This window comes from Chromobacterium haemolyticum (assembly GCF_002081825.1).
Taxonomy (GTDB): domain Bacteria; phylum Pseudomonadota; class Gammaproteobacteria; order Burkholderiales; family Chromobacteriaceae; genus Chromobacterium; species Chromobacterium fluminis.
The window spans coordinates 36344-61562 of sequence record NZ_MUKU01000015.1 but is presented as its reverse complement, the minus strand read 5'-3'; the positions used below and the strand labels follow the sequence as shown (position 1 = coordinate 61562).

Annotated in this window: 18 protein-coding genes; 2 read left to right on the top strand and 16 right to left on the bottom strand. The window is 64.9% G+C overall.

Annotated features, from left to right (window positions below; genetic code table 11):
- Position 1: 1 nt before the first annotated feature.
- The 4 genes from B0T39_RS13215 to B0T39_RS13205 all read right to left on the bottom strand — a co-directional run bounded on the left by B0T39_RS13215 (position 2) and on the right by B0T39_RS13205 (position 10461).
- Positions 2–3478 carry a beta-ketoacyl synthase N-terminal-like domain-containing protein gene (locus B0T39_RS13215; protein WP_217806244.1) on the bottom strand — a complete coding sequence of 1159 codons (3477 nt, stop codon included), beginning with the start codon at positions 3476–3478 and terminating at the stop codon, positions 2–4.
- A complete protein-coding gene (locus B0T39_RS25860; RefSeq protein WP_217806243.1) occupies positions 3478–3756 on the bottom strand; it encodes an acyl carrier protein in 279 nt (92 codons plus the stop codon). The genes B0T39_RS13215 and B0T39_RS25860 overlap by 1 nt, the downstream gene beginning before the upstream one ends.
- Entirely contained in the window at positions 3717–8216 is a 4500-nt protein-coding gene (locus B0T39_RS13210) for an AMP-binding protein (protein WP_217806242.1), read from the bottom strand. The genes B0T39_RS25860 and B0T39_RS13210 overlap by 40 nt, the downstream gene beginning before the upstream one ends.
- 1087 nt (positions 8217–9303) lie before the next feature.
- The gene (locus B0T39_RS13205) at positions 9304–10461 is read right to left on the bottom strand and encodes a PLP-dependent aminotransferase family protein (RefSeq protein WP_081547336.1); all 1158 of its coding nucleotides are present in this window, start codon (positions 10459–10461) and stop codon (positions 9304–9306) included.
- A gap of 86 nt (positions 10462–10547) precedes the next feature.
- Here B0T39_RS13205 and B0T39_RS13200 point away from each other — a divergent pair, with 86 nt between their 5' ends.
- Positions 10548–11015: a MarR family winged helix-turn-helix transcriptional regulator gene (locus tag B0T39_RS13200; protein WP_081547334.1), complete on the top strand. Its 468-nt coding sequence runs from the start codon at positions 10548–10550 to the stop codon at positions 11013–11015.
- Positions 11016–11112: 97 nt separating this feature from the next.
- On the top strand, positions 11113–11382 hold the full coding sequence (locus B0T39_RS13195) for a zf-TFIIB domain-containing protein (protein ID WP_081547332.1): 270 nt from the start codon (positions 11113–11115) through the stop codon (positions 11380–11382).
- 72 nt (positions 11383–11454) lie between these two features.
- Here the strand turns inward: B0T39_RS13195 and greB are convergent, their stop codons facing one another.
- The 12 genes from greB to B0T39_RS13135 all read right to left on the bottom strand — a co-directional run bounded on the left by greB (position 11455) and on the right by B0T39_RS13135 (position 25201).
- Complete coding sequence (greB, locus tag B0T39_RS13190; RefSeq protein ID WP_081547330.1) at positions 11455–12009, bottom strand: transcription elongation factor GreB; 555 nt, start codon at positions 12007–12009, stop codon at positions 11455–11457.
- A gap of 32 nt (positions 12010–12041) precedes the next feature.
- A complete protein-coding gene (locus B0T39_RS13185) occupies positions 12042–12533 on the bottom strand; it encodes an NUDIX domain-containing protein (protein ID WP_081547328.1) in 492 nt (163 codons plus the stop codon).
- 11 nt (positions 12534–12544) lie between these two features.
- A complete protein-coding gene (locus tag B0T39_RS13180; RefSeq protein ID WP_081547326.1) occupies positions 12545–13936 on the bottom strand; it encodes a pseudouridine synthase in 1392 nt (463 codons plus the stop codon).
- 45 nt (positions 13937–13981) lie between these two features.
- Positions 13982–14614 (bottom strand): SMC-Scp complex subunit ScpB, encoded by a 633-nt coding sequence (scpB, locus tag B0T39_RS13175; protein WP_081547324.1) that lies wholly within the window; start codon positions 14612–14614, stop codon positions 13982–13984.
- A 67-nt stretch (positions 14615–14681) separates the two neighbouring features.
- The gene (locus tag B0T39_RS13170) at positions 14682–15215 is read right to left on the bottom strand and encodes a GNAT family N-acetyltransferase (RefSeq protein ID WP_081547322.1); all 534 of its coding nucleotides are present in this window, start codon (positions 15213–15215) and stop codon (positions 14682–14684) included.
- A gap of 78 nt (positions 15216–15293) precedes the next feature.
- Entirely contained in the window at positions 15294–16142 is an 849-nt protein-coding gene (locus B0T39_RS13165) for a segregation and condensation protein A (RefSeq protein WP_081547320.1), read from the bottom strand.
- A 64-nt stretch (positions 16143–16206) separates the two neighbouring features.
- Positions 16207–17712, bottom strand: a complete 1506-nt coding sequence (locus tag B0T39_RS13160) for a hypothetical protein (RefSeq protein ID WP_081547318.1) — start codon at positions 17710–17712, stop codon at positions 16207–16209.
- Positions 17713–17840: 128 nt separating this feature from the next.
- Positions 17841–19742, bottom strand: coding sequence for a molecular chaperone HtpG (htpG, locus tag B0T39_RS13155; RefSeq protein ID WP_081547316.1), 1902 nt, complete (start codon positions 19740–19742; stop codon positions 17841–17843).
- Between the two features lie 162 nt (positions 19743–19904).
- A complete protein-coding gene (ispH, locus tag B0T39_RS13150; protein WP_081547314.1) occupies positions 19905–20846 on the bottom strand; it encodes a 4-hydroxy-3-methylbut-2-enyl diphosphate reductase in 942 nt (313 codons plus the stop codon).
- A 27-nt stretch (positions 20847–20873) separates the two neighbouring features.
- Positions 20874–21362, bottom strand: coding sequence for a signal peptidase II (lspA, locus tag B0T39_RS13145; protein WP_081547312.1), 489 nt, complete (start codon positions 21360–21362; stop codon positions 20874–20876).
- Between the two features lie 129 nt (positions 21363–21491).
- Positions 21492–24269, bottom strand: coding sequence for an isoleucine--tRNA ligase (ileS, locus tag B0T39_RS13140; RefSeq protein ID WP_081547310.1), 2778 nt, complete (start codon positions 24267–24269; stop codon positions 21492–21494).
- On the bottom strand, positions 24266–25201 hold the full coding sequence (locus B0T39_RS13135; RefSeq protein WP_081547308.1) for a bifunctional riboflavin kinase/FAD synthetase: 936 nt from the start codon (positions 25199–25201) through the stop codon (positions 24266–24268). The genes ileS and B0T39_RS13135 overlap by 4 nt, the downstream gene beginning before the upstream one ends.
- Positions 25202–25219: the final 18 nt, after the last annotated feature.

Here is a 25219-nt window from a genome sequence, read left to right as displayed (position 1 = left end):
GTCAAGTGGCGTCGGCCGAGAGCGCGAGATCGGCCCGAAGCGGCAGCGCGCGTTCCTCGAAGCGCGGCGCGGTGACCGCCTCGCCCTTGACCGCGACTTCGGTCTCGCGCTCGAAGTAATCCAGGCCGCGGCGGATCGCCCGCGCGTCGCCCGCGTGCAGCGCCAGCGTCTGCAGATGTGGCGTTTCCATCGCCACCGCGCGCGACAGCGCCTGCAGCGGCGCCGAGGCCGGCGCGTCCGGCGCCAGCGTCAAGGCGATGCGGCAAGGCCGCTCGCGCCGCGCGGCCGTGGCGAACAGTTCCAGCGCCCCGGCGTAAACCGCCGGTGCCGGCGCGTCGCCGCGCGCCTCCAGTCCGCGGCAATCGACGATCAGGCCCGCCTTGTCGAAGGGAATATCGTTCACCGCCGCCACCACGACGGCCTCCTTGCCTTCGTCGCGCAGCATCGCCGCCAGCCCTGCCGCCGTATCCCCCGCTCCGCTCAGGATGGCGATGGACGGCGGCAGCGCGGCGGCGTCCCCGCCCGCCGCGTCGCGCCATTCCACCGCATAGCCCTCGCGCAGCGGTTCGACGCGCAGCAATTCATTGCGGGTCACCTCGCGCGACTCCAGACCGGTCATTTCGAGCAGCACCTTGCCGGCGTCTAACAGACTGGCCTGCCCCCGCTCGGCCGACGCGTGACAGCGCATCCCGGCGCCGGTCCGCCCGTGCAGCGCCAGCCGCGCGATGCGCGTCGGCACAAAAGCCTTGCTGCCCTCGGGCCGCGCGGCGGCCGCCACCAGCTGCAACACCGAATCCAGAATCCCGGGATGCAACAACCAACCCGCGTCGTCGGCGTCGGCCCGCATATCGCAAGACGCGTCGCCGTCCCCGACGACGATGTCCGACAAGCGCCGGAAGGTCGGCCCCATCACCACGCTGCGCGCGCGCAGCCAGCTATCCATCAGCTCGGTGGAGATCGCTTCTCCGCGCACCGGCTCCGCTGGCGCGGCGCCCGGCGCCTCGCCGGCGTCCACCCTGGCCGTCGCGTGGACGTCGGCGGACTCCAGCGTCAAGACCGTGGCTTCGAAGCCGTCGCCGTCGCGCACCAGCTGCAACTGGACTTTGCGCGCCGCGTCCGGCGGAATCACCAAGGCGGCAGGGAAACGCAAATCGCTCAGCACGCAGGCGTCCGATCCAGTCAGCTCGCGCGCACCGTCGGCGATCATCACCGCCAGCGCCGCGCCGGACACCACCACCTTGTCGTAGATCACATGGTCTTGCAGGAAGGGCAAGACGGCCACGCTCCACTCCGCGTCGAAGATGGTCGCGTCCAAGGCGGGCGCGTCGGTGCGCCGTCCGAGGAAGGGCCTCGCGCCCGCCGCCAGGAAACGCGGCGCGCGGTCTATCCAGTGACGCTGGCGCTGGAAGGGATAAGTCGGCAACGCCACCCGGTTGCCGTCGCGGTAGTGCTGCGCGAGATCCAAGGCCACGCCCGCAGTCCACAGCCGCGCCAGCGCGTCCGGAGAGGCAGGATCCAGCGACGCCATGCCGGCGCCCGTGCCCAACGCCGTGTCGCCGAAGTCCAACACCCGTTCCGCGCCGGCGGCCTCCAGCGCCTCGGCGGCGTCGGCGGCGCTAAGCGCCATCCCCGCGCGCGCCAGTTCTTCCCGTACCGCCTCCTCACTGTCCAGCGGCAGGCCCGAGGCCGCGCTGATCCACAACAAGGACGGCGCGACGACGCGCTCCGCGCGGCGCTGCCGCGCATCATCAAGGCTCAGCGCACCCGCCGCGAAAGCCGCGGCGAACACACCGTCGCCCGTCGCGCACACACTGGCCGGAACGACGCCGCTCGCTTGCCACAGCTGCACGCGGGCGAGCACCGCGTCCAGATCGCCCGCGCCGCCGAAGGCGAAGCTGACTTCCGGCGCGCGCGCCGGCGTTTCCGCCGCGATCACGCCCGCATCCGGCTCGCCGGCGGCGAAGGCGCGCAGCGCGCGTATCAGCGCTTCCCGGGATTCGGCGCGAAACGCCGCGCGCTTCTCCCAATGACGCCGTCCCAGAGCCGCCGTCAAGCAAACGTCCTCTATCCTCAGCTCGGGATGGCCGTCGAGGAAGTCCGCGTAATCCGCGCACAGCGTGGGCAAGGCTTCGCCGCGCGCCGACAACAGCAAGAGCGGCACGACGTCCGCCGTGCGCGGCGCGCGCGGCGGCGCCGCTTCTATGATCACGTGGGCGTTGGTGCCGCCGATGCCGAAGGAGCTGACCCCCGCGCGCCGCTGCGGCGCGTCCCAGCGCGCGGTTTCCGTCGGCAGGTAAAACGCGGCGTCGCCTCGCAACGCGTCTATCGCGCGCTCCGCGCCGACGGCGGCCGGAATCCGCCCATGCTCCACCGCCAGCGCGGCCTTGATCAGCCCGCAAGCGCCCGCCGCCGCGTTCAAATGCCCGACGTTCGCCTTCAGCGTGCCTAGCGCGCAGCGCGCGCCGGAGCGCTCGCCCAAAGCCACGCCCAGCGCCGCCAATTCGACCTCGTCTCCGATCGCCGTGCCCGTGCCGTGCGTCTCGACATAGCCGATCGACGCGCCGTCCACCTCGCTGAACGCCAGCGCCTGGCGGATCACCTCCTGCTGTCCTCGCCCGCCGGGCGCGGTGAAACCCACCTTGGCCGCGCCGTCGTTGTTGACCGCCCCGCCGCGAATCACCGCCATGATGGGATCGCCGTCGGCCAGTGCGTCCTCCAGGCGGCGCAGCACCACCACGCCGGCGCCGTTGCCGAAGACCGTGCCGCTGCTGTCCGTGGTGAACGGACGGCAGGCACCGTTCGCGGACAAGATGCTGCCCTCCTCGTACACATATCCCTGCCGCTGCGGCAAAGCGACGCTGACCCCGCCCGCCACCGCGAAATCGCATTGGAAGCTCAACAGCCCCTGCATCGCCTGGACCACGGCGACGAGCGAAGTCGAACACGCGGTCTGCAAGCTGATGGCCGGGCCGCCGAAGTCGAGCCGGTACGCAACCTGGGTGGCCAGATAGTCCTTGTCCACGCCCACCCATTGCTGCAGATAGCGGTTGGGCGACGCGCGGTCCAGCCGGTCGCGCACATGGTCGACGAGATAATCCACGCTGGCCGAACCGGCCCAGACGCCGACGCGCGCGCCGCGCGCCGCGCCGTGACCGGCGCGCTCCAGCGCCTCGTGCACGCATTCCAGGAAAATCCGCTGCTGCGGGTCCATCGCCGCCGCCTGCGACGGCGGAATGCCGAAATAGGCGGCGTCAAACTGGTCGACACCGTCCAGCGGACCGCCGGCGCCGACGAAGCCGGGCTGGGCCAGCACCGTCTCCGGCACGCCCTCGCGGCGCGCCGCGTCCGCGCCGAAGCGTTCGATCGCGACCCGGCCGTCGGCTATCATCGACCAGAACTGTTCCAGGGTGCTGACGCCGGGCAAACGGCAACTGGCGCCGATGATCGCTACGGCGTCCACGGGTGTTGAATGAGTCATTACAAAGCCTCCTTGCGTGCGCGTACGCGCTGTCGATAGGCGCGCGCGCCGTCGACGTCAATCATTGGGGAAAGGTCCGCGTCGCCCGAATCGGCGCGCTCGGCGAGCGCCCGTATCGTGGCTAGCGAAAAGAAATCGACCAGCGGGGGAACCGCGACGCCGCGCGACGCCAACAGCGCGCGCAGCCGCACCACGTGCATCGACGTGGCCCCCGCGTCGAAGAAACCCTGCTGCGGGTCTATCTCGACGCCGACCACCTCGGCGAAGGCGGCCAGCATCGTCGCCTCCAGCGAATCGTCGCGCCGCGCGGCGGCGGCGGGCTTCGCCGGCGCGCAAGATCGCCGGTGCGGTAGAGCCTGCGGCCCTCGGCGTCGATGAAGAAACGACGCTTGGTTTCCGCCTCGTTGCCCAGATAGGCGAGCGCGAGGCCGCGACCGCCCAGCAGCAGTTCGCCCACCACGCCGTCCGGCCGCTCCCGACCGTCGGGCGCGCGCACGAAGCATTGCTGGTTGGACAGCGGCCGGCCATAGGGAATCGACGCCAGCGCCGCGTCCTCGGGAGCGATCGGATGCACCACCGACCAGATCGACACCTCCGTCGCCCCACCCAGGCTGATGGGCTGCAACGCCGGAAACGCGTCGCGCAGCCTCCCGGCCAGGCCGGGCGCGATCCAGTCGCCGCTCATCAGCGCCAGGCGCAGATGCGGCGAACGCGGCGCGGACACTTCCAGCATCAGTTCCAGCACGGCCGGCACGGAATTCCAGATGGTGACCCCGCCGTCGCAGAGCGCCTGGGCCATCGCGTCGGGGTCCCGAGCCCGCTCGGGGAAAACCACCTCGCCGCCAACCGCGAGCAGACCGAAGATGTCGTAGACCGATAAGTCGAAAGCCAGCGAGGACACGCACAGCGTGCGATCCGCCGGGCCGACGGCGAAACGCTCGTTGATGTCGTCTATCGTGTTCGCCGCGGCCTCGTGCGCAATCAACACCCCCTTCGGCCGCCCAGTAGAACCGGAAGTGAAAATCACGTAGGCCGCGTCCCCGGCCTCAAGGTCCGGGGCCGGACCCGCGTCGCCGCGCGGCAGAGGCAAATCAAGACGCAACGCTTGCACCGGCAGCGTCCAGCCGCCCTCGCTCACCACCGCGTGGCGGGCGCCGGCTTCGCCGAGCAGCTCCTCGATGCGCGCGGCCGGCCAAGACGGTTCTATCGGCAGGTAGACCGCGCCCGCCATCACGATGCCCAGCAGCGCCGCCACCGCCCGCGGCCCCGGCGCGACGATGGCCGCCACCACGTCGCCGCGGGCCACGCCGTTTTGCCGCAGCGCGCCGGCGATGTCCTCCGCCTGGCGCAGCAGCTCGCCGTAGCTCAGCGTCGCCGCGCCCTGCCTGACCGCGACGGTCTCCGGCGCGGTCCGCGCCTGCCGGACGATGGGCGTTTCCAGCCGGCGCGGCGCGCGCTCCGCCTCGGTGGCGTTGACGGCCTCTCGCCGCGCCGCCTGCTGCGGCGCGAGCCGGGCCACCGTCGGCCGCTCAAGGGCAGCGGCTTCGGTCGCCATCGTTTCCAGCGCGCCGAGGAAGGCGTCGAACATCGCGTCTATCATGCCCTCGGGGAACAACTGGGCGACGAACTCCCACATCACCAGCAGCCTATCGCCGCGACGGCCGAGAACCGCGTGCAAGGACACCTGCGGCGTCGGGTTGGCCATATCGACCACGCGGCCGATGCCGTCCAGAATGGCCAGATCGTCCGCCGGGTCGCCGGACAACAAGCTGGTCAGCACCACCGGCATCAATACGGGCGCGCCGTTGCGGCGGCTCAACTCGCGCAGGATAGACACCCCAGAGCACCAAGGAGCGTCCAGATCCGCCCACACTTGCCGCTGCACCTCCTGCGCGAACGCGGCAAACGACTCATGGCGCTCGCTCAGCGACAGCAAGGCGTTGCTGGTGTAATCGCCTATCGCCTGCCCGGCCTGCTCCGCCCGCGTGTTGCAGGTCACATTGAGCGTGAACGCGTGCGCCGCCGTCCACAGCCGCAAGGTGTCGGCGAAGGCGGCGATGCACAGCGAAGTCAGCGTGATCCCAAGCCCCTGCGCGCGCGCCGCCAAGGCGGCGGACAGGGCGGCGGGCAATTCACGGCGGCGGTCGGCGAAGCGCGGTTCGGCCACGTCGGCCAGCGCCATTTTCATCGGCAATTCAGGCGCGGGCACGATGGCTTCCACCCGACGCAAGCAAGCCTCGCGCTGCTCGCCGGTCGGCATCGCCTGCGTCATCGGCGTAATGAGTTGCGCGGGAACATCGCCGGTCGCTCCGTGCGCCAGTTCGGCCATCAGTTGCAGAAAACTGCGCAGATCTCCAGCCAACAAGCTGAGCCGCATGTGCAGGATGGCCGTGCTGTCCGTCAGACGGGTCACCGCCGCGACCACGGGCGGTCCGTCACGCTCGGCCAGGCTCGCGCGCGTCGCCTCCAGACGTTCGGCGGCCTCCGCCGCATCGAGTCCGCGCAAATCCTGCGGCGGCAGCAAAGGATCGTAAGCGAGCGCGTCGAACACCCCGCGCCCGTCGGCGCCCACCGTCATCCGCAAAGACGGATGGCGCGCGACCAGGCTCGCTAGACGCCGGCCCAGTTCCGGCGCGCGCGCGGCGTCGATCTCGAAGTCCACTCGGATGTGCGGCGACACACTGCCCAGCGGCACGCCGCCCTGCTGGCCTATCCAATAAGCTTGCTGCATCTCGGACAGCTCGAACGGCTCACCCGCCGCGTAGCCCCGAACCGAAACGGGCGCGGCGGCCCCGGCAAACTGGGCTCCGGCGGCGGCGATCTCGCGCCTCAGTTGCTCGGCCGAGAGCGCGAACAGGGTCGCGAACGACAATTCCACGCCGTGACGCGCCCGCGCCATGGAGGCAAGCCGCGCGGCCGACAACGAATCCAGCCCCAGATCAATCAGCCTGGCGTCGGGTGCCGCCGCCGCGCCGGGCACAAAACTCGAGATCTCGGCGAGAATCGCGTCGTCGGCCGCGTCGGCCGCGTCGTCGGCGACGATGCTCAGCTCGCCGCGCAGCAGCGCGTCGCGGGTGGCGCTGCGCCGGGTTTTGCCGCTGGACGTACGCAGAATGCTGCCGCGCCGCAGCAGCGCGACGCGCGCCGGCGCCACGCCGTGTTCCCGCGCAAGCGCCGCGCGAATCACCGACAGGATCTCGCGGGCATCCTCCTCCTCGCAGCCGCCGCGCACCTCCGCGCCGATCAAAACTCCTTCGCCCTCCTCACCGTCGACAGCGGCGGCGAATACGCGCCCCATTCGAATGGACGGGTGGCAGGCCGACACGGTGTCTTCGAGATCGTGGCTGTAAAAATTCCGCCCGCCGACGATGATCAAATCCTTCAGCCGGCTGGTTACGAACAGATCGCCGTCGTACAGAAAACCAAGATCGCCAGTTCGCAACCAGGCGCCGTCGTCATCGGCCAGCCTCGCGCCGAAGATCTCGCGCGACTCCTCAGGGCGGCGCCAGTAGCTGTCGGCAACCGTGCTTCCCGCCACCCAGATTTCGCCGACGACATCCGCCGCGCACGGCTCCCTCGTCTCCGGATCGACAATCCGGACACGCGTATCGATCAGACTCGAGCCGCAGGCCGCCAATTCAACCCCGTCCGCCTCCGGCGACACCCTGCCTCGCGCCAGCGCGTCTCGCCCGAAGCGCACGCCCCGCGTGCCCTCGCCGCATCGGCCGGCGGTCACTTTCAGCGTGGCCTCGGCCAGGCCGTAGCCCGGCGCCACCACGGACGGCTTCAGTCCAAACGGCGCGAAGGCCGCCTCGAAGCGGCGCACCGTGTCGCAGCGCACGGGTTCCGCGCCGTTCAGCGCGTAACGCAGCGACGACAGATCGGTCCCGGGCGCGAGATCCGCCGCGCGGTCCGCGCACAAGGCATAAGCGAAATTCGGCGCGGCGGTGTGGGTGCCCCGCCTCGCCTCTATGGCGCGCAACCAGGACATGGGCTGGGCGACGAATTTCTCCGGCGCCATCAAATAGGCGGGAAAACCGCATTGCAAGGGGGTGAGAATGCCGTACACCAGACCCATGTCGTGAAAGTACGGCAGCCAGCTGATCATCACGCTGTCCGCGTCGTGCATCGCGCCACGATCAAGATCGTCTATCGTCGCCCACAGCCCGGTCTGCGTGACCACGACGCCCTGCGGCGTACGCGTAGAGCCCGAGGTGTACTGCAGCAAAACCGGACTGCCTTCGTCCGCGGCGCGCAGGAAAGGCGCGGCGCCCTCTGTCTCGTCCGTGCGCATCCAGCGCAGGCCAGGCAAGGCGTCGCGCGCCTCGGCCGTCAGCGCGATGACCGCGCCGCAGTCCTCTGCGATCGCAAGCATCGTGTCCCGGCCGTGACGGGGCGCCACCGGCACGGGAATCACGCCGGCCAGGCAGCAGCCGAAGAAGGCCGGAAGGAAATCGAGAGGTTCCTGATAGACCAGCATCACGCGATCGCCTGTCTCGGTCGCTTGCGCCAGACGCGCGGCGATGCCGGATGCCCGTTCGCACAGCGCCGCATAGCTCAGCGCGACGTTTTTCACCGGATCGGCCGACGCGTAGGCGAGGCGATCGGGACTCGCCTCCGCCCGCCACAGCAACTGCCGGGCGATGCTCAGCGCTTCGCGATGCGGAAAAGCATGATGAACTCCGAACTTGTCAGCGGCGGATTTCCGCCGCGATGCGACCTCGGATGAGGAATACATTGCCTGACCTCCATGTATCGACAACTGCTCCGGAAAGACGGGGCGAGCGCCCATCGAAACAAGCCCGTACGGCCTAAATCGAGTCGTCGCTTCCCCCTCGCTGGGCCGACTTGCGCCGTCGCCCGGTCACGCTCTCAGCCGCGACGAATGCCGCAACGAGCGCGAGGACCTTAAATACGGGCCGGGCCTTAGCCCGCCCCATTCAAGAAGCAGCCTTGCTGTTTTGATATATTCCGCCCTGTCGAAACCGTTTCTTCGACAGGCTGGAGAGGATCATCCCTTCGTTTTCACGTCAGGATGCGTGACGCGTGCGCGGCGATTTGCCTAAGCAGCGTTTGAATCAAGAGAATAGGATTTACAGTGTGTCTCATGCGCCGTAATCGGACTTTCTTTTGAGATGATTCGATATCATTTCAGCGATCAAACCATTGCGAATCAGCATTGCTTTACGCTTTGCATATCTATTTCCCCGTGTCGTCCAAAACCAGGAAAACGCAATGAATATTGACGCTCAAATTGTTTTCGTATAGATTTAATTGATCGCATCAATTCAAAAAATCCCATACGGGAAGAATTAAGCGTCAGCACTATACTGAAAGACCTCTAGGAAAAGCATCCCCCGAACTGCCAGTTACCACTTCAGCCGATTTACGGCTTATATTTTTTGAGTACGGATTTTCGCGGCGATATCAAAGATTTAAGCACCGCGGATGGACCTATAAAAATAACGCCGAGGTCGATCAATTAAATCTCAATCGGCCTGACAATTACGGCATAAACCACCAGTGGTTGTTCAATTAATTGATCCAATATCGGCAAATATTTTATTAAAGAAAATAAATATAAGAATGACGTCCGATAGCGAAACAGCCGGCGCAGGCATAATCGTCATAAAGTTCGGATCTCAACCAATGCCCATGACATATTTAATTTTCTTAATGATGCAGGTAGGACGGACAGACGGAAGGATAGAAGGGGAAAGCGAACCGAGGCCGGATGGCGGGAAGAGAGTGTGAAGCGCCGCCTCATGGGCGAGGCGGCGCGGTTCCGCTTAAGGCGCGGAGTGCGCGGAGACCTGAGCGGCGGCTTACTCCTCGACGGCCTGAGAGCGCAGCAAAGCCGCCAGTCTGGCGATGCCTATCTCGATGCGCTCCGGCGAGGCGTGGCTGAAATTCAGGCGCACATAGCCGAGATTCTGTTCCGGCTCGGGAAAGAAGGCTTCGCCCGGCATGAAGGCGACATTCTGCTGCAAAGCCAACGGCAGCAACTTGCGGGTATCCCTAAGCTGCTTCAGTTTGAGCCAGAAAAACAGCCCGCCTTGCGGCAGCTGCCAATCGGCCAAATCTGCGAAATGCCGCTGCAGCGACGCCTGCATCGCATCGCGTCCTACGCGATACACCTCGCGCAGATCCAACAAACGCTGCTCATGGCCGGGATCCCGCAACTGACGGGCGATGAACCACTGCGCCGGACGGTTGGTGTGCAGATCGGTCGCCTGCTTCAGGCGCATCAAATAGGGGTACAGCTCCGGCGAAGCGATCAGGAAACCAACGCGCAGCCCAGGCGCCAGGGTTTTGGAAAAGGAGCCGGAGTAAATCCACGGCGCGTTCTTCAAATGGCTGACCAGCGGCGCCGGCGCTTCGCCGTCGTAACTGAGCGCGCGGTAAGGATCGTCTTCGATCAAGGGCACGCCTGCGGCGTCGATGGCGGCCGCCAGCGCTTGTCGGTCTTCAGCGCTGTAACAGCTGCCCGCCGGGTTCTGAAAACTGGGTATCAGGTAACAGCAGCGCGGCCGCGCCTGTTCCAACGCTGCGGCCAAGGCCTGCGGCTCCAGCCTGCCGTCCCGTTGCCCCACCGCATGAACGCGGGCGCCGAACAGCTTGAAAGCCTGCAAGGCCGCGAGATAAGTCGGCCCTTCGGTCACAACCGGCGTGCCGGGGTCGATGAACAGCTTGGCGCACAAATCGATGCTCTGCTGCGAACCGGACAGCACCAACACCTGCTCAGCCTCGCAGCTTATACCCATATGCCGCGCTTGCTCCGCGATCAGCTCGCGCAACTCCGGCTCCCCTTCGCTGGCCCCGTACTGCGCCATGGCCGCCGGCATCCCGGTAAAATCCAAGGTCGGCAAGCACTGGCTGGCCGGCAGGCCGCCGGCGAAAGAGATCATCTGCGGCTGTTGCGCCGCCGCCAGTATTTCCCGGATCAGCGAGCCGCTGAGCCGTTCGATGCGCTCTGAAAACATGGTACTCTGCATATGCTTGTCCGCAGCTTTCTTACTAATGTCAATAATATTGACTCAATCTACCGACCACAGCAGGTTCCGTCAACATGGCTGACCTATCTCCGTCCGATGACATGCGCGCCGCCATGGAAGCCTTCTTCCATGCCTACAAAGCTTTCACCGATAAACCGGATGAAATGCTGGCCAAACGAGGCCTGGCTCGCGTGCACCACCGCATCCTGTTCTTCGTCGCCCGCTACCCCGGTTTGTCGGTCAAGGATCTGCTGGCTGCGCTGGGCGTGACCAAGCAGGCCATCAATATGCCGCTGCGCCAACTGCTGGAAATGGCGCTGGTGCAAAGCGTGGCCGCGCAGCACGACAAGCGGGTCAAGCAGCTGACGCTGACCCTAGAAGGACGCAAGCTGGAGGAAGCCCTTCACCGCGAGCAACTGAAATTGCTGCAAGCGGCGTTTGAGCAAACCGGCAAGCCGGCCACCGCCGGCTGGATGCAGATCAACCGCACCCTGGCCGCGCAATCGCGTCCCGACGACGCGCCGCCGCGCGGCAAAACTTGACCCTGTAGCCGCTTCATGGTTTGCAATGCGCTGGCGAGGCCCTGCCTGCGCATTTCCCAGACCCACCGCGCCGCTCCGGCGCGCCGAGGAGCACGCCATGAATTGTCCCAGTTGCCAAGTCACCCTGCTGATGGGCGAGCGTCTGTCCGTCGCCATCGATTACTGCCCGCAATGCCGCGGAGTCTGGCTGGCCCCCGGCCAGCTTGAGCGCTTATTGCAAACTCAGGCCCCTGCATCCTCGGCGCCCCCCGCCGCCTACGCGCCGTCCGCGCATGGTCGCGGCCATGACGACGAGCGCCGTCGGGACAGCCGCCACGGAGGCCATCACGGCGGCAAGCATGGCTGGCTGCGCAAGCTGTTGGACTGATTCCGCTCCGCCAAATAAGAAAACGGCCCGGACTGATGTCCGGGCCGTTCTCCCTAGCGTCTGCGAAAAACCTTAGTCTATGCGTTCGTAACGCACTTCCAGCACCTCGATGTCTTCGTCGCCGTCCGGCCCGCGAAACAACACCGAGTCGCCTTCGCGCGCCTTCAACAACGTCCGCGCGATAGGCGAGATCCAGCTGATGCGGCCGCGCGCCAAATCAATCTCGTCGACGCCGACGATGCGCAATAATTGCTCGCTGCCATCGCCGCGTTCTATCAGCACAGTGGCGGAGAAAAACACCTGGTCGGTCGCCTCCCGCGTTTCCGGATCCACCACTTCGGCGATTTCCAGACGCTTCGTTAGAAAACGGATGCGGTGGTCTATCTCGCGCAGGCGGCGCTTGCCGTAAAGATAGTCGCCGTTCTCCGAACGGTCGCCGTTGCTGGCCGCCCAGTTCACAACCTGCACCATCTCCGGCCGCTCGCGGTTGACCAGGTGATAGAGCTCATCCTTCAAGCGCTGCCAGCCGCCGGGCGTGATGTAGTTCTTAGTGGAGGCGGGCAGACGCCGCTCAGCCGGAAGATCTTCTTCCGCCTCGTCGTTTTCCTTGGTAAACGCCTTGCTCATCTTCGTCCATCCATCCATGAAAAACGCCAGCCTCAACGGCCGGCGGCGGGTTCCAACAAGGCCAGGCAATGCGGTAGCAAGCCCTTGGGCTTCAGCTTGACCCGCCGCAGCTGCTCGCGGTCCAGCCACTCAAGCTCGTAAAGATTGTCAGGCCCCATCTTGGTCAACTCCGGTCCGCCCAGTCTGAGCTCCCCGGCGTGGCTGGCCGCCAGGAACACGTGCTCAACCCTATCCTTGGCGTCCAACACGCACAGCCTGCCGCCCAGACGAACGTTGAGCCCGGTTTCCTCGCGCGTCTCGCGCACACAGGCGATGGCGGCAGTCTCACGGCGCTTGATGCCGCCGCCCGGCAAAACATAATAGTCCTTGCCGGGTTTGACACGATGCATCAGCAAGATGCGCCCGCCGTCGACGATGGCGATGGCGGCGCGCTGACGCTTGCCTGTCGCCGGCGGAGCCGTCTCAAGTGCCGGCGACGCGCCGCGCAAACGCGACCAGGCGCGGGCAGCCAGGCTCCACAACATGGCGCGCACGCTCAGCGGTGCGCCTTGGCCGAGGCCTTCTTGACCGGCGCCGCCTTCTTGCCGCCGGTGACGGTCAGATTGGACCACTTCATTACCGCGGCCACTTCAGCGGAGTTCAGTTCGTAAAACTGACCGCGCTTCAAGCGCGGGGGCAAGCCGATATTGCCGAAACGCACCCGGATCAGGCGGCTAACCGTCAAACCGAAATGCTCGAACATGCGGCGCACTTCGCGATTGCGGCCTTCCTTGATCACCACGTTGAACCATTGGTTGGCCGCCTCTTCCGGGCCGCCTTTCTGGAAGACGCGGTCAAAACGCGCTTCGCCGTCTTCCAGCTCCACGCCGGCCGTCATCTGCTTCATGATTTCCGGGGTCAACTCGCCCAGCACGCGCACCGAATACTCCCGCTCCACCTCGAAGCTGGGGTGCATCATGCGGTTGGCCAGTTCGCCGCTGGTGGTGATCAGCAACAGACCCGAAGTATTGACGTCCAGACGGCCTATCGCCACCCAACGGCTGGATTTGGCCTGCGGCAGACGGTCGAACACCGTGACGCGGCCTTCCGGATCGTCGCGGCTGACGATTTCGCCTTCTTCCTTGTGATACATGATCACGCGCGGCAGGCGGTCCGGCCATTTCAGCTTGATCTGGTCGCCCTTCACCATTACGCGGTCGCGCGGGCCGACTCGGTCGCCCAGGCTGGCTTTCTTGCCGTTGACGGTGACCTGGCCGGCCTCAATCCATTCTTCCATCTCGCGACGCGAGCCGACGCCGGACGCCGCCAGCGCTTTTTGCAGTCGCACCGGTTCGATATCGTCCAGATCCACGCGGACTTCGCGCAAGCGCTTGGCCTTGTCCTTGATGTCTTGGTTGGGGCTGCGCAAGCGCAGCTTCTTGGCTTTTTGCACCAATTGCGGCTTGCCGCCGTCGGGCTTGCCCTGGCGCGGCGGCGCGCCGTTCTTGCCCGCGGCCGGCTGGCCGGCCGGCGCGGCGGCGTTTTTGTTGCCGAAGCGGCGTTCGTGATCCAGCGCCACATTGCCGTTGACGTCGCCATTGCTGTCGCGCTGGTAAGTCGGCTTGTTGCGGCCTTGCGCCTGCTGCATCCGTTGCTGTTCCTGCTCGCGGCGGCTCATCTTGAACAGCGGCGTACCCTCGTGCATCAGCGGGTTGCCGTAGGCGTCTCGCGGCGCGCGGCCGCCCTGGCCGCCGCTGCGGCCTTTGCCGCCGGGCTGGCCCTGACGACCGCTGGGATCCGCCTGGCCGTTACGGCTCGTGATCGTGCCGCCCTGGGTCTTGCCGCGCGGCTGAACGCCGCCCGTGCCCGGCTGGCGCGCTTGGGATGTTTCGCGACCTTTGACACGCGCCACCGGCTGGCGGGCGTGATTGCGTTGTCCTTTAGACATATGTGCTTTGCTCTTTCCGTGCGAGCAACCGGCAGAATGTCGATGTTATTCTGCGATGGGCTCGAAATTATCCGCCTCATCGTCGAGGGGGATGTCGTCTGTGGCCGCTGCCGGGCCTTGATCCCTAGGCGCCGCCTCGGGCACTACCAGGCTTCCCAGCTCCGCCAATGGCGGCAGATCCTTGAGCGAGACAAAGCCCAAGTCGTCCAAGAATTTTCGGGTAGTGGCATACAAGCCCGGCCTGCCGGGTACGTCCTTGTGGCCGATGACTTCGATCCAGCCGCGTTCCAGCAGAGTCTGGATCACGCCGGTGGACACCGATACGCCGCGTATCGCTTCGATATCGCCACGGGTCACAGGTTGTTTGTAGGCGATGATCGCCAAGGTTTCCATTACCGCGCGCGAGTAACGCGGCGGCTTTTCCGGGTTCAAGCGGTTCAAGTATGGCGTGAACTCCGCTCGGGCGCGAAAGCGCCATCCCGACGCCAATTTGACCAGTTCGACGCCCTTGCCTCTCCAGTCGCTCTGGATATCGTCGAGGATGTCGTTGATCAACGCGGCTTTCACCTCTTCGGTGAACAGCTTTTTGAGCATGGCAACCGACAGAGGTTCCTGCGCGGTCAGTAACGCCGTCTCCAGCACGATCTTCAGATATTTTAGGTCGGTGATGGTGGACATTGAGCCGTGAAGCCGAAACACGTTTGCGCAGGAAACCGGACATTCTACATGAACTCTCTGTCCGGAGCTAAATTAATCCTTCCGCCATGTCGTCCCAAGCCGCCAGCGCGGTCAGGCTGTAACGCCGGAACGCTCGCCCTCCGTGCTCCATCGTTTCCAGCAACTGGCCTCCGCAGGCCTCCACCGTCCGCACCGCGGCAGGCCGGTCCGCCGGACAGACCAAGACCCAATTGCCATGCGCGGGCTTCTCGCCCAGGGTCTGCACGTATTGCAACAGCACCCGGCCGTAGCCATGGCCTCGCCAAGCCGGCAGCACTTCGAAAGCGATATGGCCGATGCGCTCCACAATCAACGCGCTGTCGGCCAGCCGCTGGCGAATCGCGCCGATGATCTCGGTGCGGCCGTTGATCAGAAACCAGGTGCGGCAAGGCACCCAGCCTTCGGGCAGCGCCCGCCCTTCGGCGTGCTGCAGCAATTGCCCGAGCCAGGCGTCCGGGTCCGCTCCGGCTCGACGGTAATAATCCAGCCCTTCCTCATGACAGGCCAGGAAAAAAGGGCGATAGGCTGGCAGATGTTTCTGGTCGGCCGCTTCAATGTGCATGGCATGCTCTCGCAATGGATACCTGTATCCTAATCGCTGCCGCGCCAACATCAAGTGCAAATCGGCGCGCCTTCTCTTTCAGACCAGCGCTATCCTCACGTAAATGGGCTGATACGGCGCTTCCTGGCTCACCTTGACCAAGCCCTCCTTAACCAGCTCCAGCACCGCGATAAAGTTGACCACCAAGTGGGCGACGCCCTTGTCCGCGTCGAACAGCTCCTCGAAGGGCACGTACTCGCGGCCGTCCAGGTAGCGCAGAATCCAGCTCATCTGCTCGCGCACCGACATTTCGTCCTTCTCCACCTTATGGTGGCGATGGTGACGCGCGCGCGACAGAATCGCCATCCACGCTTGGCGCAGATCCGCCGGGCTGACATCGGGCAGCCGCTGCTCGGCCGACTGTTCGATCAAGACCGCCAGCCAGGCGAAGTCGCGGTCGGCCTGCGGCAACTTGTCCAGCTCCAACCCCGCCAGCTTCATCTGTTCGTACTCCAGCAAGCGACGCACCAGTTCGGCGCGCGGATCGTCCGGCTCGCCCTCTTCGTCCAACTGCGGCCGAGGCAGCAGCAAGCGCGACTTGATCTCGATCAGCAGCGCCGCCATCAGCAGATACTCGGCGGCCAGTTCCAAACGCCCGTCGCTCATGGCGTCGATATAGGCCATGTACTGGACCGTGATGTCCGCCATCGGAATATTCAGCACATCCAGGTTCTGTTTGCGGATCAGATAAAGCAGCAGGTCCAGCGGTCCTTCGAAACTATCCAGGATCACTTGCAGCGCGTCCGGCGGGATGAACAAATCCTGCGGCACTTCCAGCACAGGCTGGCCGAACACGTGCGCAATCGGCACGCTGGGCGGCAATTCCGGCGCGGTCAGCTGAAAATCGTCGGCCGAAGATCCGGCCTCGGGAAGGGGGGGGTTGCTCATGGCGGCAAGGATACCAGCACTGGCAGGCTGCGTGGCGGAACTTGTCCGCCGCCCTGCTTGCCGTTCAAGCCTGCGCGTCGGCGGGCAGCAGCTGGTCTATCTTGATCTCCACGAATTGAAAATGCGCGGTCTGCTGCAATAAGCGCACCGCGCGCACCCGGCATTCGCCATCGGCGCCCCGCAGATGAAACGGCCGCAAAGCCTGATACAAGCGCCCCGGCAACACCAGAATGCCGGAATGGCGGAAATGGCGCTCGGCCTGCATGCGCAACGCCGGCTCGAAGCCCCCCGCCGCATGGCTGGTGACCGCGGCGACTTCAACCGCCTGCGGCCGTTTGCCGATGAACTCGACCCCGCACTCGGTCTGCATGTCCTCTCCCCCGAAGCTGACCCAGCGCACCAGGCCCAATTGCCAGCCGAAACCGCGGCGGCGCAACATGACCACCTCGCCGGCGCGCAAGGGTTGTTGCAAGGACTCTCCCTGCAGCAACAGGCCGGAAGCGCTGAGGTTGCTGATCTGCAAACGGCAGGGCTCCAACTCTCCGTCAGCCGGCTCGCCGGTGGCCAGCCGCCAGCAACGCGGCAACAAGCTGACCAGCTCGACGGTTTCGACGCTGAGCCGGCGCAACCTGACGTGCCGCCGACGAGGCGGCGCGCCCCACTCCTGACGCAAACGCGCCAGCAACCAGGCTTCGTGGCCGCCGTCCAAGCCCTGTCGCTGACGCTGGCGGCCCAATGCGTCCAGGCGCTCCAGCAAGCGACCGGCGTCCAACCGCCACCACACGCCGTCGCCGTCCAGATCCAGCTCGGCGCAGAAGCGCGCCGGCCGGTCGGCGTCGGCGCGGAAAGCGAGCGCGCCGTCGTCCCCCAGCGGCTGATCCAACTGCTCCACGCGCAGCAAGCCGGCATGCTGCTCCAGCCATTGCAGCAGCAAGGCGATCTTGGCCGTCTCCAGCCGGTTGCAGGCGGTCAAACCCAACAACATCAGCCGGCGGTAGCTAAGCCCAGGCGCCGCCACGCCCGCCGCCGCCTGCCGCCCCTCCCAGCCCTGGGCCAGCGCGTAGGCGTACAAACGGTGGCAATCGCGCCAGAAGCCCTTGTGCAACGGCGCGTAGCTGCGCGCGTGCAGCGCCAGCAAATCGTAGCCGCTCGCCAACGCCAGTTGCAGGGCCTCCAACCGCGGACGAGAACTGGAAAAACGGCCGGCTTCCTGCGCGCTGAATGCCTGAGCCAGCAGCTTGCACTGCTCATGCCATTGCCGCAGCAATTGGCGGGCCGATTGCAATGCCGCGCGCGCTTCCGGGGTGCAGGACAGCTCCTGCCGCGCCGATGCGCGCTCCAGCCTGGCAGCCAGCGCGGCCAACGGCGCACGCAGCGCCTGCAGCAGTTGCAGGCGTTCCGCCGGCGCCACAGCAGAGCGCAGCCATTGCCCCAGCCACTGACTCGCCTTGTCCGCGGCGAGGGCGGCTGGCTGCGCCGCCAGCGTCTCCAATTGCGCCTGGATCGCCTTGAGGTCCAGTGCCGGCCAGGGGCCTTCCGGCAGGGCGTGAATCAGCGACAGTTCCATCATGACCAAGTCATAGCGAGAGAGAAGCCGCCGATGATACGCCCAGCCATGATTTTCGGCGCGGCATTATTGCCAGCGCAAAAAAAATGCCCCGCGCGCGGCGGGGCATTCCGATGGGAGCGGCGTTCAGCTTAAGCCGACAGCTCCAACATCAGCTTGTTGATGCGCTTGACGAAGGCTGCCGGATCTTCCAGCTTGCCGCCTTCGGCCAGCAGGGCCTGGTCGTACAGCACTTGGGCCAGATCGCCCGCGCGCGCCTCGTCGGCCTCCTCGGCCAGCCGTTTCACCAACACATGCTCGGGGTTGATCTCCAAAGTCGGCTTGCTGGCCTCCACTTGCTGGCCCGCCGCCTTCAGCATGCGTTCCAGGTGGGCGCTCATATCGTGCTCGCCGGCCACCAGGCAGGCCGGGCTCTCGGTCAGGCGGGCAGTGGCGCGCACCTCCTTGACCCGGTCGGCCAAGGCTTTCTGCACTTTCTCCACCACCGGCTTGGCGCTTTCCTCCACCTGCTTTTGCGCTTCCTTGTCGGCTTCGTCTTCCAGCGCGCCCAGATCCAGAGCGCCCTTGGCCACGGATTGCAGCGCCTTGCCGTCGAACTCGAACAGCGAGCCCACCACCCACTCATCGACGCGATCGGTCAGCAGCAGCACCTCGACGCCCTTCTTCTTGAACACTTCAAGGTGCGGGCTGTTCTTGGCCGCGGCCAGGGTATCGGCGGTGATGTAGTAGATCTTGTCCTGGCCTTCCTTCATCCGGGCGACGTAGTCGCCTAGCGTCACCGCCGGCTCGACGCCTTCGGACCCGGTGGAGACGAAACGCAGCAGCTTGGCGATGCGTTCCTTGTTGGCCATATCCTCGCCGACGCCCTCTTTCAGCACCTGGCCGAACTCTTGCCAGAACTCCGCGTATTTTTCCGGCTGATTGGCTGCCAGGTCCTCCAGCAGACCCAGCACTTTCTTGACGCAGCCGTTGCGGATGGCGTCGATGTCCTTGCTTTCTTGCAGGATTTCGCGCGACACATTCAGCGGCAGGTCGTTGCTGTCGATGACCCCACGCACGAAGCGCAGGTAGTGCGGCATCAACTTCTCGGTGTCTTCCATGATGAAGACGCGGCGCACATAGAGCTTGACGCCCTGTTTGCGCTCGCGATCGAACAAGTCGAAGGGCGCGCGCGACGGGATGTAAAGCAGCTCCGTGTATTCCTGGCGGCCCTCGACGCGAGCGTGGCTCCAGGCCAGCGGGTCGGTGAAGTCGTGAGCGACGTGCTTGTAGAACTCCTTGTACTGCTCTTCGCTGATCTCGCTCTTGCCGCGGGTCCACAGCGCGGAAGCGGAATTCACAGCCTCCATCTCGTCGCTGACGATGACTTCGCCGTTTTCGCCGTAGCTGTTGCCCTTTTTCATCTCGATCGGGATCGAGATGTGATCGGAGTACTTGCGAACGATGCCTTTCAGCTTCCAGTCGTTCAGCAGCTCGTCCTCGCCCTCCTTCAGGTGCAACACGATTTCCGTGCCGCGGCCGGCCTTCTCCACTTGCTCCAGCGTGTATTCGCCGGCGCCCTGGGATTCCCAGCGCGTGGCGGAGTCGGCGGCGTCGCCGGCGCGGCGGGTGGTCAGCGTGACTTTGTCGGCCACGATAAAAGCGGAATAGAAACCGACGCCGAACTGGCCGATCAGATTAGCGTCCTTCTTGGCGTCGCCGGACAACTGCTCGAAAAAGGCCTTGGTGCCGGACTTGGCGATAGTGCCGATATTGGCGATGACTTCATCGCGGCTCATGCCGATGCCGTTGTCGGCGATGGTCAACGTGCGCGCCTCGGCGTCGTAGCCGATGGTGATCTTCAGCTCCGCCTCGTTTTCGAACAGCTCGGGCTTGGCCAGGCCTTCGAAACGCAGCTTGTCGGCGGCGTCGGAAGCGTTGGAAATCAGTTCACGCAGGAAGATTTCCTTGTTGGAATACAAGGAGTGGATCATCAGCTGCAGCAGCTGCTTGACTTCGGTCTGAAAACCCAGGGTTTCTTTCAATGCGCTCATGGTGACTTATCACAAGAGTTGGTCAACGATGCGCATCAGATAAGGGCTGTCCCCGACTTTTCAATACCCCTGCCCGTAACACAGGATCGCCGCCGCGCGAACATGAAAAAGCCCCGCGGCGAGACCGCGGGGCCGGTTTGGCGTCGAAACCGCCTGGCGGGCTCAGACGCGCTTGTCCTCGCGCAGCGCCGGCGGCAACGCGAATACCGTGTTCTCCTCCACGCCGTCCAGCTCGCTGACGCTGTCCGCGCCGAAAGCCTTGATCTGGTCTATCACCGCCTGCACCAGCACTTCCGGCGCGCTGGCTCCGGCGGTGACGCCTACGCGCCGCTTGCCGGCGAACCAGGCTTCCACCAATTGGCCCGCATTGTCCACCATATAGGCGTCCACGCCCTTGAGCGCGGCCACTTCGCGCAAGCGGTTGGAGTTGGAGCTATTGAGCGACCCCACCACCACCACGATGTCGCATTCGTCGGCCAGCACCTTTACCGCGTCCTGCCGGTTTTGCGTGGCGTAGCAGATATCGTCTTTTTTCGGGCTGGAGATCTCCGGGAAACGCGCCTTCAACGCTGTGATGATGTCGCGGGTCTCGTCCACCGACAGCGTGGTCTGGCTGACGTAGGACAGCGCCGCCGGGTTGCGCACTTGCAGCTTGGCGACGTCGGTGACGTTTTCCACCAGATACATGCCGCCGTCCACCTGGCCCATGGTGCCCTCCACCTCGGGGTGGCCGGCGTGGCCTATCATGACGATCTCCATGCCCGCCTTGTTCATGCGCTTGACTTCGACATGCACTTTGGTGACCAGCGGACAGGTGGCGTCGAACACCTGCAGGCCCAAAGCCGCCGCCTCTTCGCGCACCGACAGCGGCACGCCGTGAGCGGAATACACCAGGGTGCTGCCGCTGGGCACATCCTTCAATTCCTCGATGAACACCGCGCCCTTGGCGCGCAGGTTCTCGACGACGAAACGGTTGTGCACCACTTCATGACGCACATAGATCGGCGCGCCGTACAGTTCAATCGCCCGCTCGACGATGGCGATGGCCCGGTCCACGCCTGCGCAGAAACCGCGCGGGTTGGCCAGCAAAATGGTCTTCGTCATCACAAATCCTTGCTCAAGCCGCGGCGCTCAGGCGCGCGGCTTTCTGAAACTGTCCAACACCATCAAGGCGGCTCCCACGCAGATGAAGGAGTCCGCCAGATTGAAGGCCGGGTACGACCAGCTGCTGTAGTAATGCACCTGGATGAAATCGATCACATGGCCGTGAACGATGCGATCGATCACATTGCCAAGCGCGCCGCCCATGATGAAGGCCGCAGCCAGGTTCATCAGCCCGCTGAAGCGGCCCTTGACGATGTTCCAGCCCAGCCAGCCGGACACGGCGAAGGCCAGCCCGGAAAACAGATACTTCTGCCAGCCGCCGGCATCGTGCAGGAAGCTGAACGCCGCGCCCGGATTGTACAGCAGGGTGAATCCGAAAAAGCCGGGAATGACTTCCCGGACTTCGCCGTACTGGTAATTGCCGTTGAAATAGATCTTGGACAATTGATCCAGCAGCACGATCACCGCCGCCAGCGCAAACCACTTCGGCCATTGCTTGGCCTTGGGCATAGTCATTGCAGATTCCATCGGACCTTTCCACCGTGCGGAGCAAAGCTCCGCACACTCTATATCAAAGCGCCGAAAGTCCGGAACGCTCAGCGTTCCTATCCTTCCGGCCCGGCCGTGCCGCCGCGTCGACACGGATCAGGCGAAACGGCGCGTCTCGCCCTTGCCGTCGATATTGTCCACGCAACGGCCGCACACCGCGCCGTGACCGGCATGGCTGCCGACGTCGGCGCGGTAGTGCCAGCAACGCTCGCACTTCTGCTGCGTCGACGACGCCACGCTGACGCGGGTTTGCTCGCCTTGCTTGACGCTGGCTTTAGAGACAATCAGCACGAACTTGAGTTCATCGCCCAAGGCGTTCAGCCACTGCGACAGCTCGCCGTCGGCTTCGATCTCGATCTCCGCCTGCAACGAAGAACCCAGCTGATCGGCGCTGCGCAGCGCTTCGATCTGTTTGTTGACCTGGGCGCGCAGTTCGCGAATGGCCTGCCACTTGGCGGACAAGGCCGCTTCGCGCTCGGCGGACTGTGCCGGGAACTCATGCCAGACGTGATACAGCGGCGACTCTTCCTCGCTGTCCACCAGCACGTTCCACGCCTCGTCGGCGGTGAAGCACAGGATGGGCGCCACCAGCAACAGCAAGCTGCGGGTGATGTGGTACAGCGCGGTCTGGGCGCTGCGGCGCGCGTGGCTGTCCGCCTTGGTGGTGTACAAACGGTCCTTGATCACGTCCAGGTAGAAGGCGCCCAGATCCTCGGAGCAATACCCCACCACTTCCTGCACCACATGATGGAAGGCGTAGCGCGAGTACAGCTCGCCCGCCGCCTTTTCCTGCACTTCGCGCGCGCGCAGCAGCGCGTACTGGTCCAGTTCCACCATATTGGCCAACGGCACGGCGTGTTCCAGCGGATCGAAATCCGACAGATTGGACAGCAGGAAGCGGATGGTGTTGCGCAAGCGACGATAGCTTTCCGTCGTGCGCTTCAGGATTTCCTGCGACAGCGACATATCGCCGGAATAGTCGGCGCTAGCCACCCACAGGCGCAGGATGTCGGCGCCCAAGGTGCCGCAGATCTCTTCCGGCGCAATGCCGTTGCCGCGCGACTTGGACATCTTGTAGCCCTTGTCGTCCACGGTGAAGCCGTGGGTCAAGAGCTGCTTGTACGGCGCGCGGCCGATGGTGGCGCAACCGGTTTTCAGCGAGGACTGGAACCAGCCGCGATGCTGGTCCGAGCCTTCCAGGTACAGGTCCGCCGGCCAGGCCAACTCCGGACGCTGCTTCAACACCGCGAAGTGGGTGGAGCCAGAATCGAACCACACGTCCAGGGTGTCGGAGAGCTTGCGGTATTGCTCGGCCTCTTCGCCCAGCAATTCCTTGGCGTCCAGGCTGAACCAGGCTTCGATGCCCTGCTGTTCGATGCGCAACGCCACTTCTTCCAGCAGCTGGGCGGAACGCGGATGCAGCTCGCCCGACTCCTTGTGGATGAAGAAAGTCATCGGCACGCCCCAATTGCGCTGGCGCGACACGCACCAGTCGGGGCTGTTCTTGATCATCGCGTCCAGACGCGCGCGGCCCCAGGCCGGGAAGAACTCGGTGGCATCGACGGCGCGCTGGCTGATCTCGCGCAGCGTTTCGCCGCCATTGACCTGGCGGTCCATGCTGATGAACCACTGCGGTGTGGCGCGGAAGATGATCGGCGTCTTGTGGCGCCAGCAGTGCGGATAGCTGTGCTCCAGCTTGGCCTTGTGCACCAGCGTGCCGTGTTCTTCCAGCGTTTCGATCACGCGCGGGTTGGCGTCCCATACCAGCATGCCGGCGAACAGTTCGGTGGTGCTCTTGTAGCGGCCGTCGTCGGCCACCGGGTTGGCCACCGGCAGCTTGTACTGCAAACCGGCCTGGAAATCTTCCAGACCATGGGCCGGCGCGGTGTGCACCAGGCCGGTACCCGCGTCGGTGGTGACGTGATCGCCCAGGATCACCGGCACTTGGCGGTCGTAGAACGGGTGGCTCAACTGGATCAGCTCCAGTGCTTCGCCCTTGGCTTCGCCCAGCACGCGGTACTCTTCAACACCGTAGCGCTTCATTGCCGACTCGACCAGATCCTTGCCCAGAATCAGCTTGCCCTTGGGGGTGTCGATCAACTGGTAATCCAGATTGGCGCCGGCGGCGACGGCCTGGTTGGCCGGCAGCGTCCACGGCGTGGTGGTCCAGATTACGGCCATCGCGCCGGAGGCGTCGGCGTCGAAGGCGGCCGAAGCCTTGTCGGCGTCAAGCACCTTGAAGCCGACATCAATCGCCGGCGACACTTTGTCTTCGTATTCCACTTCGGCTTCAGCCAGCGACGAGCCGCACTCGATGCACCAGTGCACCGGCTTCTCGCCCTTGCTCAGATAGCCGTTCTCGAAGATCTTGCCGAGGGTTCGCACGATGTCGGCCTCGGTCTTGAAATCCATGGTCAGATAGGGATTGTCCCAATCGCCCAGCACGCCCAAGCGAATAAAGCCCTTTTTCTGGCGCGCCACCTGCTCTTTCGCGTATTCGCGACACAGTTCGCGAAACTTGGCGGCGGGAATGTCCTTGCCGTGCAGCTTCTCCACCATCAGTTCGATGGGCAGGCCGTGGCAGTCCCAGCCCGGCACGTAAGGGGCGTCGAAACCAGCCAGCGTCTTGGAGCGGACGATGATGTCCTTCAACACCTTGTTGACCGCGTGGCCCAGGTGGATATCGTTGTTGGCGTACGGAGGGCCGTCGTGCAGTATGAACTTGGGCCGGCCGGCGGAGAGCTTGCGCAGCTTGTCATAGCGCTTCTCTTCCTGCCAGCGCTTGACCCAGGCCGGTTCGCGTTTGGCCAGATCCCCGCGCATGGCGAAGGGTGTATCCAGCAGGTTTACGGTTTTACGATAATCGATGCTCATGCCTGCTCTCGCTGCAAACTTGTCAAATAGGTCTTGGCGCTGGCCGCGTCTTTTTCAATCTGAGCGATCAGCGCCGATAAATCATCATACCGCGCCTCGTCGCGCAGTTTCTTCAGGAATCGCACCGTCAGCCGCTGGCCATACAGATCGCCGGCGAAATCGAACAGATGCACTTCCAGTTTGTAGTCCGGAGTGTCGCTGACCGTCGGGTTCAGACCCAGGCTGGCTACGCCGCCCAACACCCCGTCGGCGGTTTCCGCCTGCACCACGAACACGCCTTGCAAGGCCGGACGCAAATGCGGCAAATGGATGTTGGCCGTGGGGAAACCTATGGTACGGCCCAGCTTCTTGCCGTGCACCACGCGTCCGGAAATCTGATACTCGCGCCCTAGCAGGCTTTCCGCACCGCCCAGGTCGCCGGCGGCCAGCCGCTCGCGCACCAAGGTGCTGGAAGCGCGTTCGCCCGTGGCCAGCACCGTCGGCATCGCCTCGGTGACGAAATGGGGACAGGAGCTCAGCATCTCAAAATGGCCCTGCCGCTTGGCGCCGAACTGGAAGTCGTCGCCGATCAGCAAATACTTGGTCTGCAGACCCTGGACCAGAACCTTGTCGATAAAGTCCAGCGCCGACATGCCGGCGAAGCCGCGGTTGAAGCGATAGACGAACACATAATCGACCAAACCCAGCCGCTGCAGAAACACCAGTTTGTCGCGCAAGGTGGACAAACGGCCAGGCGGATTGTCCCGCGCGAAGAATTCCCGCGGATGGGGCTCAAAGGTCAACAGGGCCGTCGGCAAGCCTCGGGCGTCGGCTTCCAGCCGCAGACGTTGCAGCATTTTCTGATGGCCAAGGTGCACGCCGTCGAAATTGCCTATGGTCAAGGCGCAGGCTGGCAGCGAATAACGCCGCGGATCTCCAAAAAATACCTGCATGTGCTGGTCTTATTGCGT

What these genes read in the sequence shown, in the direction of transcription:
- B0T39_RS13215 (WP_217806244.1), bottom strand. Translation starts at nt 3,478, where the DNA reads ATGACTCATTCAACACCCGTGGACGCCGTAGCGATCATCGGCGCCAGT.
- B0T39_RS25860 (WP_217806243.1), bottom strand. Translation starts at nt 3,756, where the DNA reads ATGCTGGCCGCCTTCGCCGAGGTGGTCGGCGTCGAGATAGACCCGCAG.
- B0T39_RS13210 (WP_217806242.1), bottom strand. Translation starts at nt 8,216, where the DNA reads ATGTATTCCTCATCCGAGGTCGCATCGCGGCGGAAATCCGCCGCTGAC.
- B0T39_RS13205 (WP_081547336.1), bottom strand. Translation starts at nt 10,461, where the DNA reads ATGTTTTCAGAGCGCATCGAACGGCTCAGCGGCTCGCTGATCCGGGAA.
- B0T39_RS13200 (WP_081547334.1), top strand. Translation starts at nt 10,548, where the DNA reads ATGGCTGACCTATCTCCGTCCGATGACATGCGCGCCGCCATGGAAGCC.
- B0T39_RS13195 (WP_081547332.1), top strand. Translation starts at nt 11,113, where the DNA reads ATGAATTGTCCCAGTTGCCAAGTCACCCTGCTGATGGGCGAGCGTCTG.
- greB (WP_081547330.1), bottom strand. Translation starts at nt 12,009, where the DNA reads ATGAGCAAGGCGTTTACCAAGGAAAACGACGAGGCGGAAGAAGATCTT.
- B0T39_RS13185 (WP_081547328.1), bottom strand. Translation starts at nt 12,533, where the DNA reads ATGTTGTGGAGCCTGGCTGCCCGCGCCTGGTCGCGTTTGCGCGGCGCG.
- B0T39_RS13180 (WP_081547326.1), bottom strand. Translation starts at nt 13,936, where the DNA reads ATGTCTAAAGGACAACGCAATCACGCCCGCCAGCCGGTGGCGCGTGTC.
- scpB (WP_081547324.1), bottom strand. Translation starts at nt 14,614, where the DNA reads ATGTCCACCATCACCGACCTAAAATATCTGAAGATCGTGCTGGAGACG.
- B0T39_RS13170 (WP_081547322.1), bottom strand. Translation starts at nt 15,215, where the DNA reads ATGCACATTGAAGCGGCCGACCAGAAACATCTGCCAGCCTATCGCCCT.
- B0T39_RS13165 (WP_081547320.1), bottom strand. Translation starts at nt 16,142, where the DNA reads ATGAGCAACCCCCCCCTTCCCGAGGCCGGATCTTCGGCCGACGATTTT.
- B0T39_RS13160 (WP_081547318.1), bottom strand. Translation starts at nt 17,712, where the DNA reads ATGATGGAACTGTCGCTGATTCACGCCCTGCCGGAAGGCCCCTGGCCG.
- htpG (WP_081547316.1), bottom strand. Translation starts at nt 19,742, where the DNA reads ATGAGCGCATTGAAAGAAACCCTGGGTTTTCAGACCGAAGTCAAGCAG.
- ispH (WP_081547314.1), bottom strand. Translation starts at nt 20,846, where the DNA reads ATGACGAAGACCATTTTGCTGGCCAACCCGCGCGGTTTCTGCGCAGGC.
- lspA (WP_081547312.1), bottom strand. Translation starts at nt 21,362, where the DNA reads ATGACTATGCCCAAGGCCAAGCAATGGCCGAAGTGGTTTGCGCTGGCG.
- ileS (WP_081547310.1), bottom strand. Translation starts at nt 24,269, where the DNA reads ATGAGCATCGATTATCGTAAAACCGTAAACCTGCTGGATACACCCTTC.
- B0T39_RS13135 (WP_081547308.1), bottom strand. Translation starts at nt 25,201, where the DNA reads ATGCAGGTATTTTTTGGAGATCCGCGGCGTTATTCGCTGCCAGCCTGC.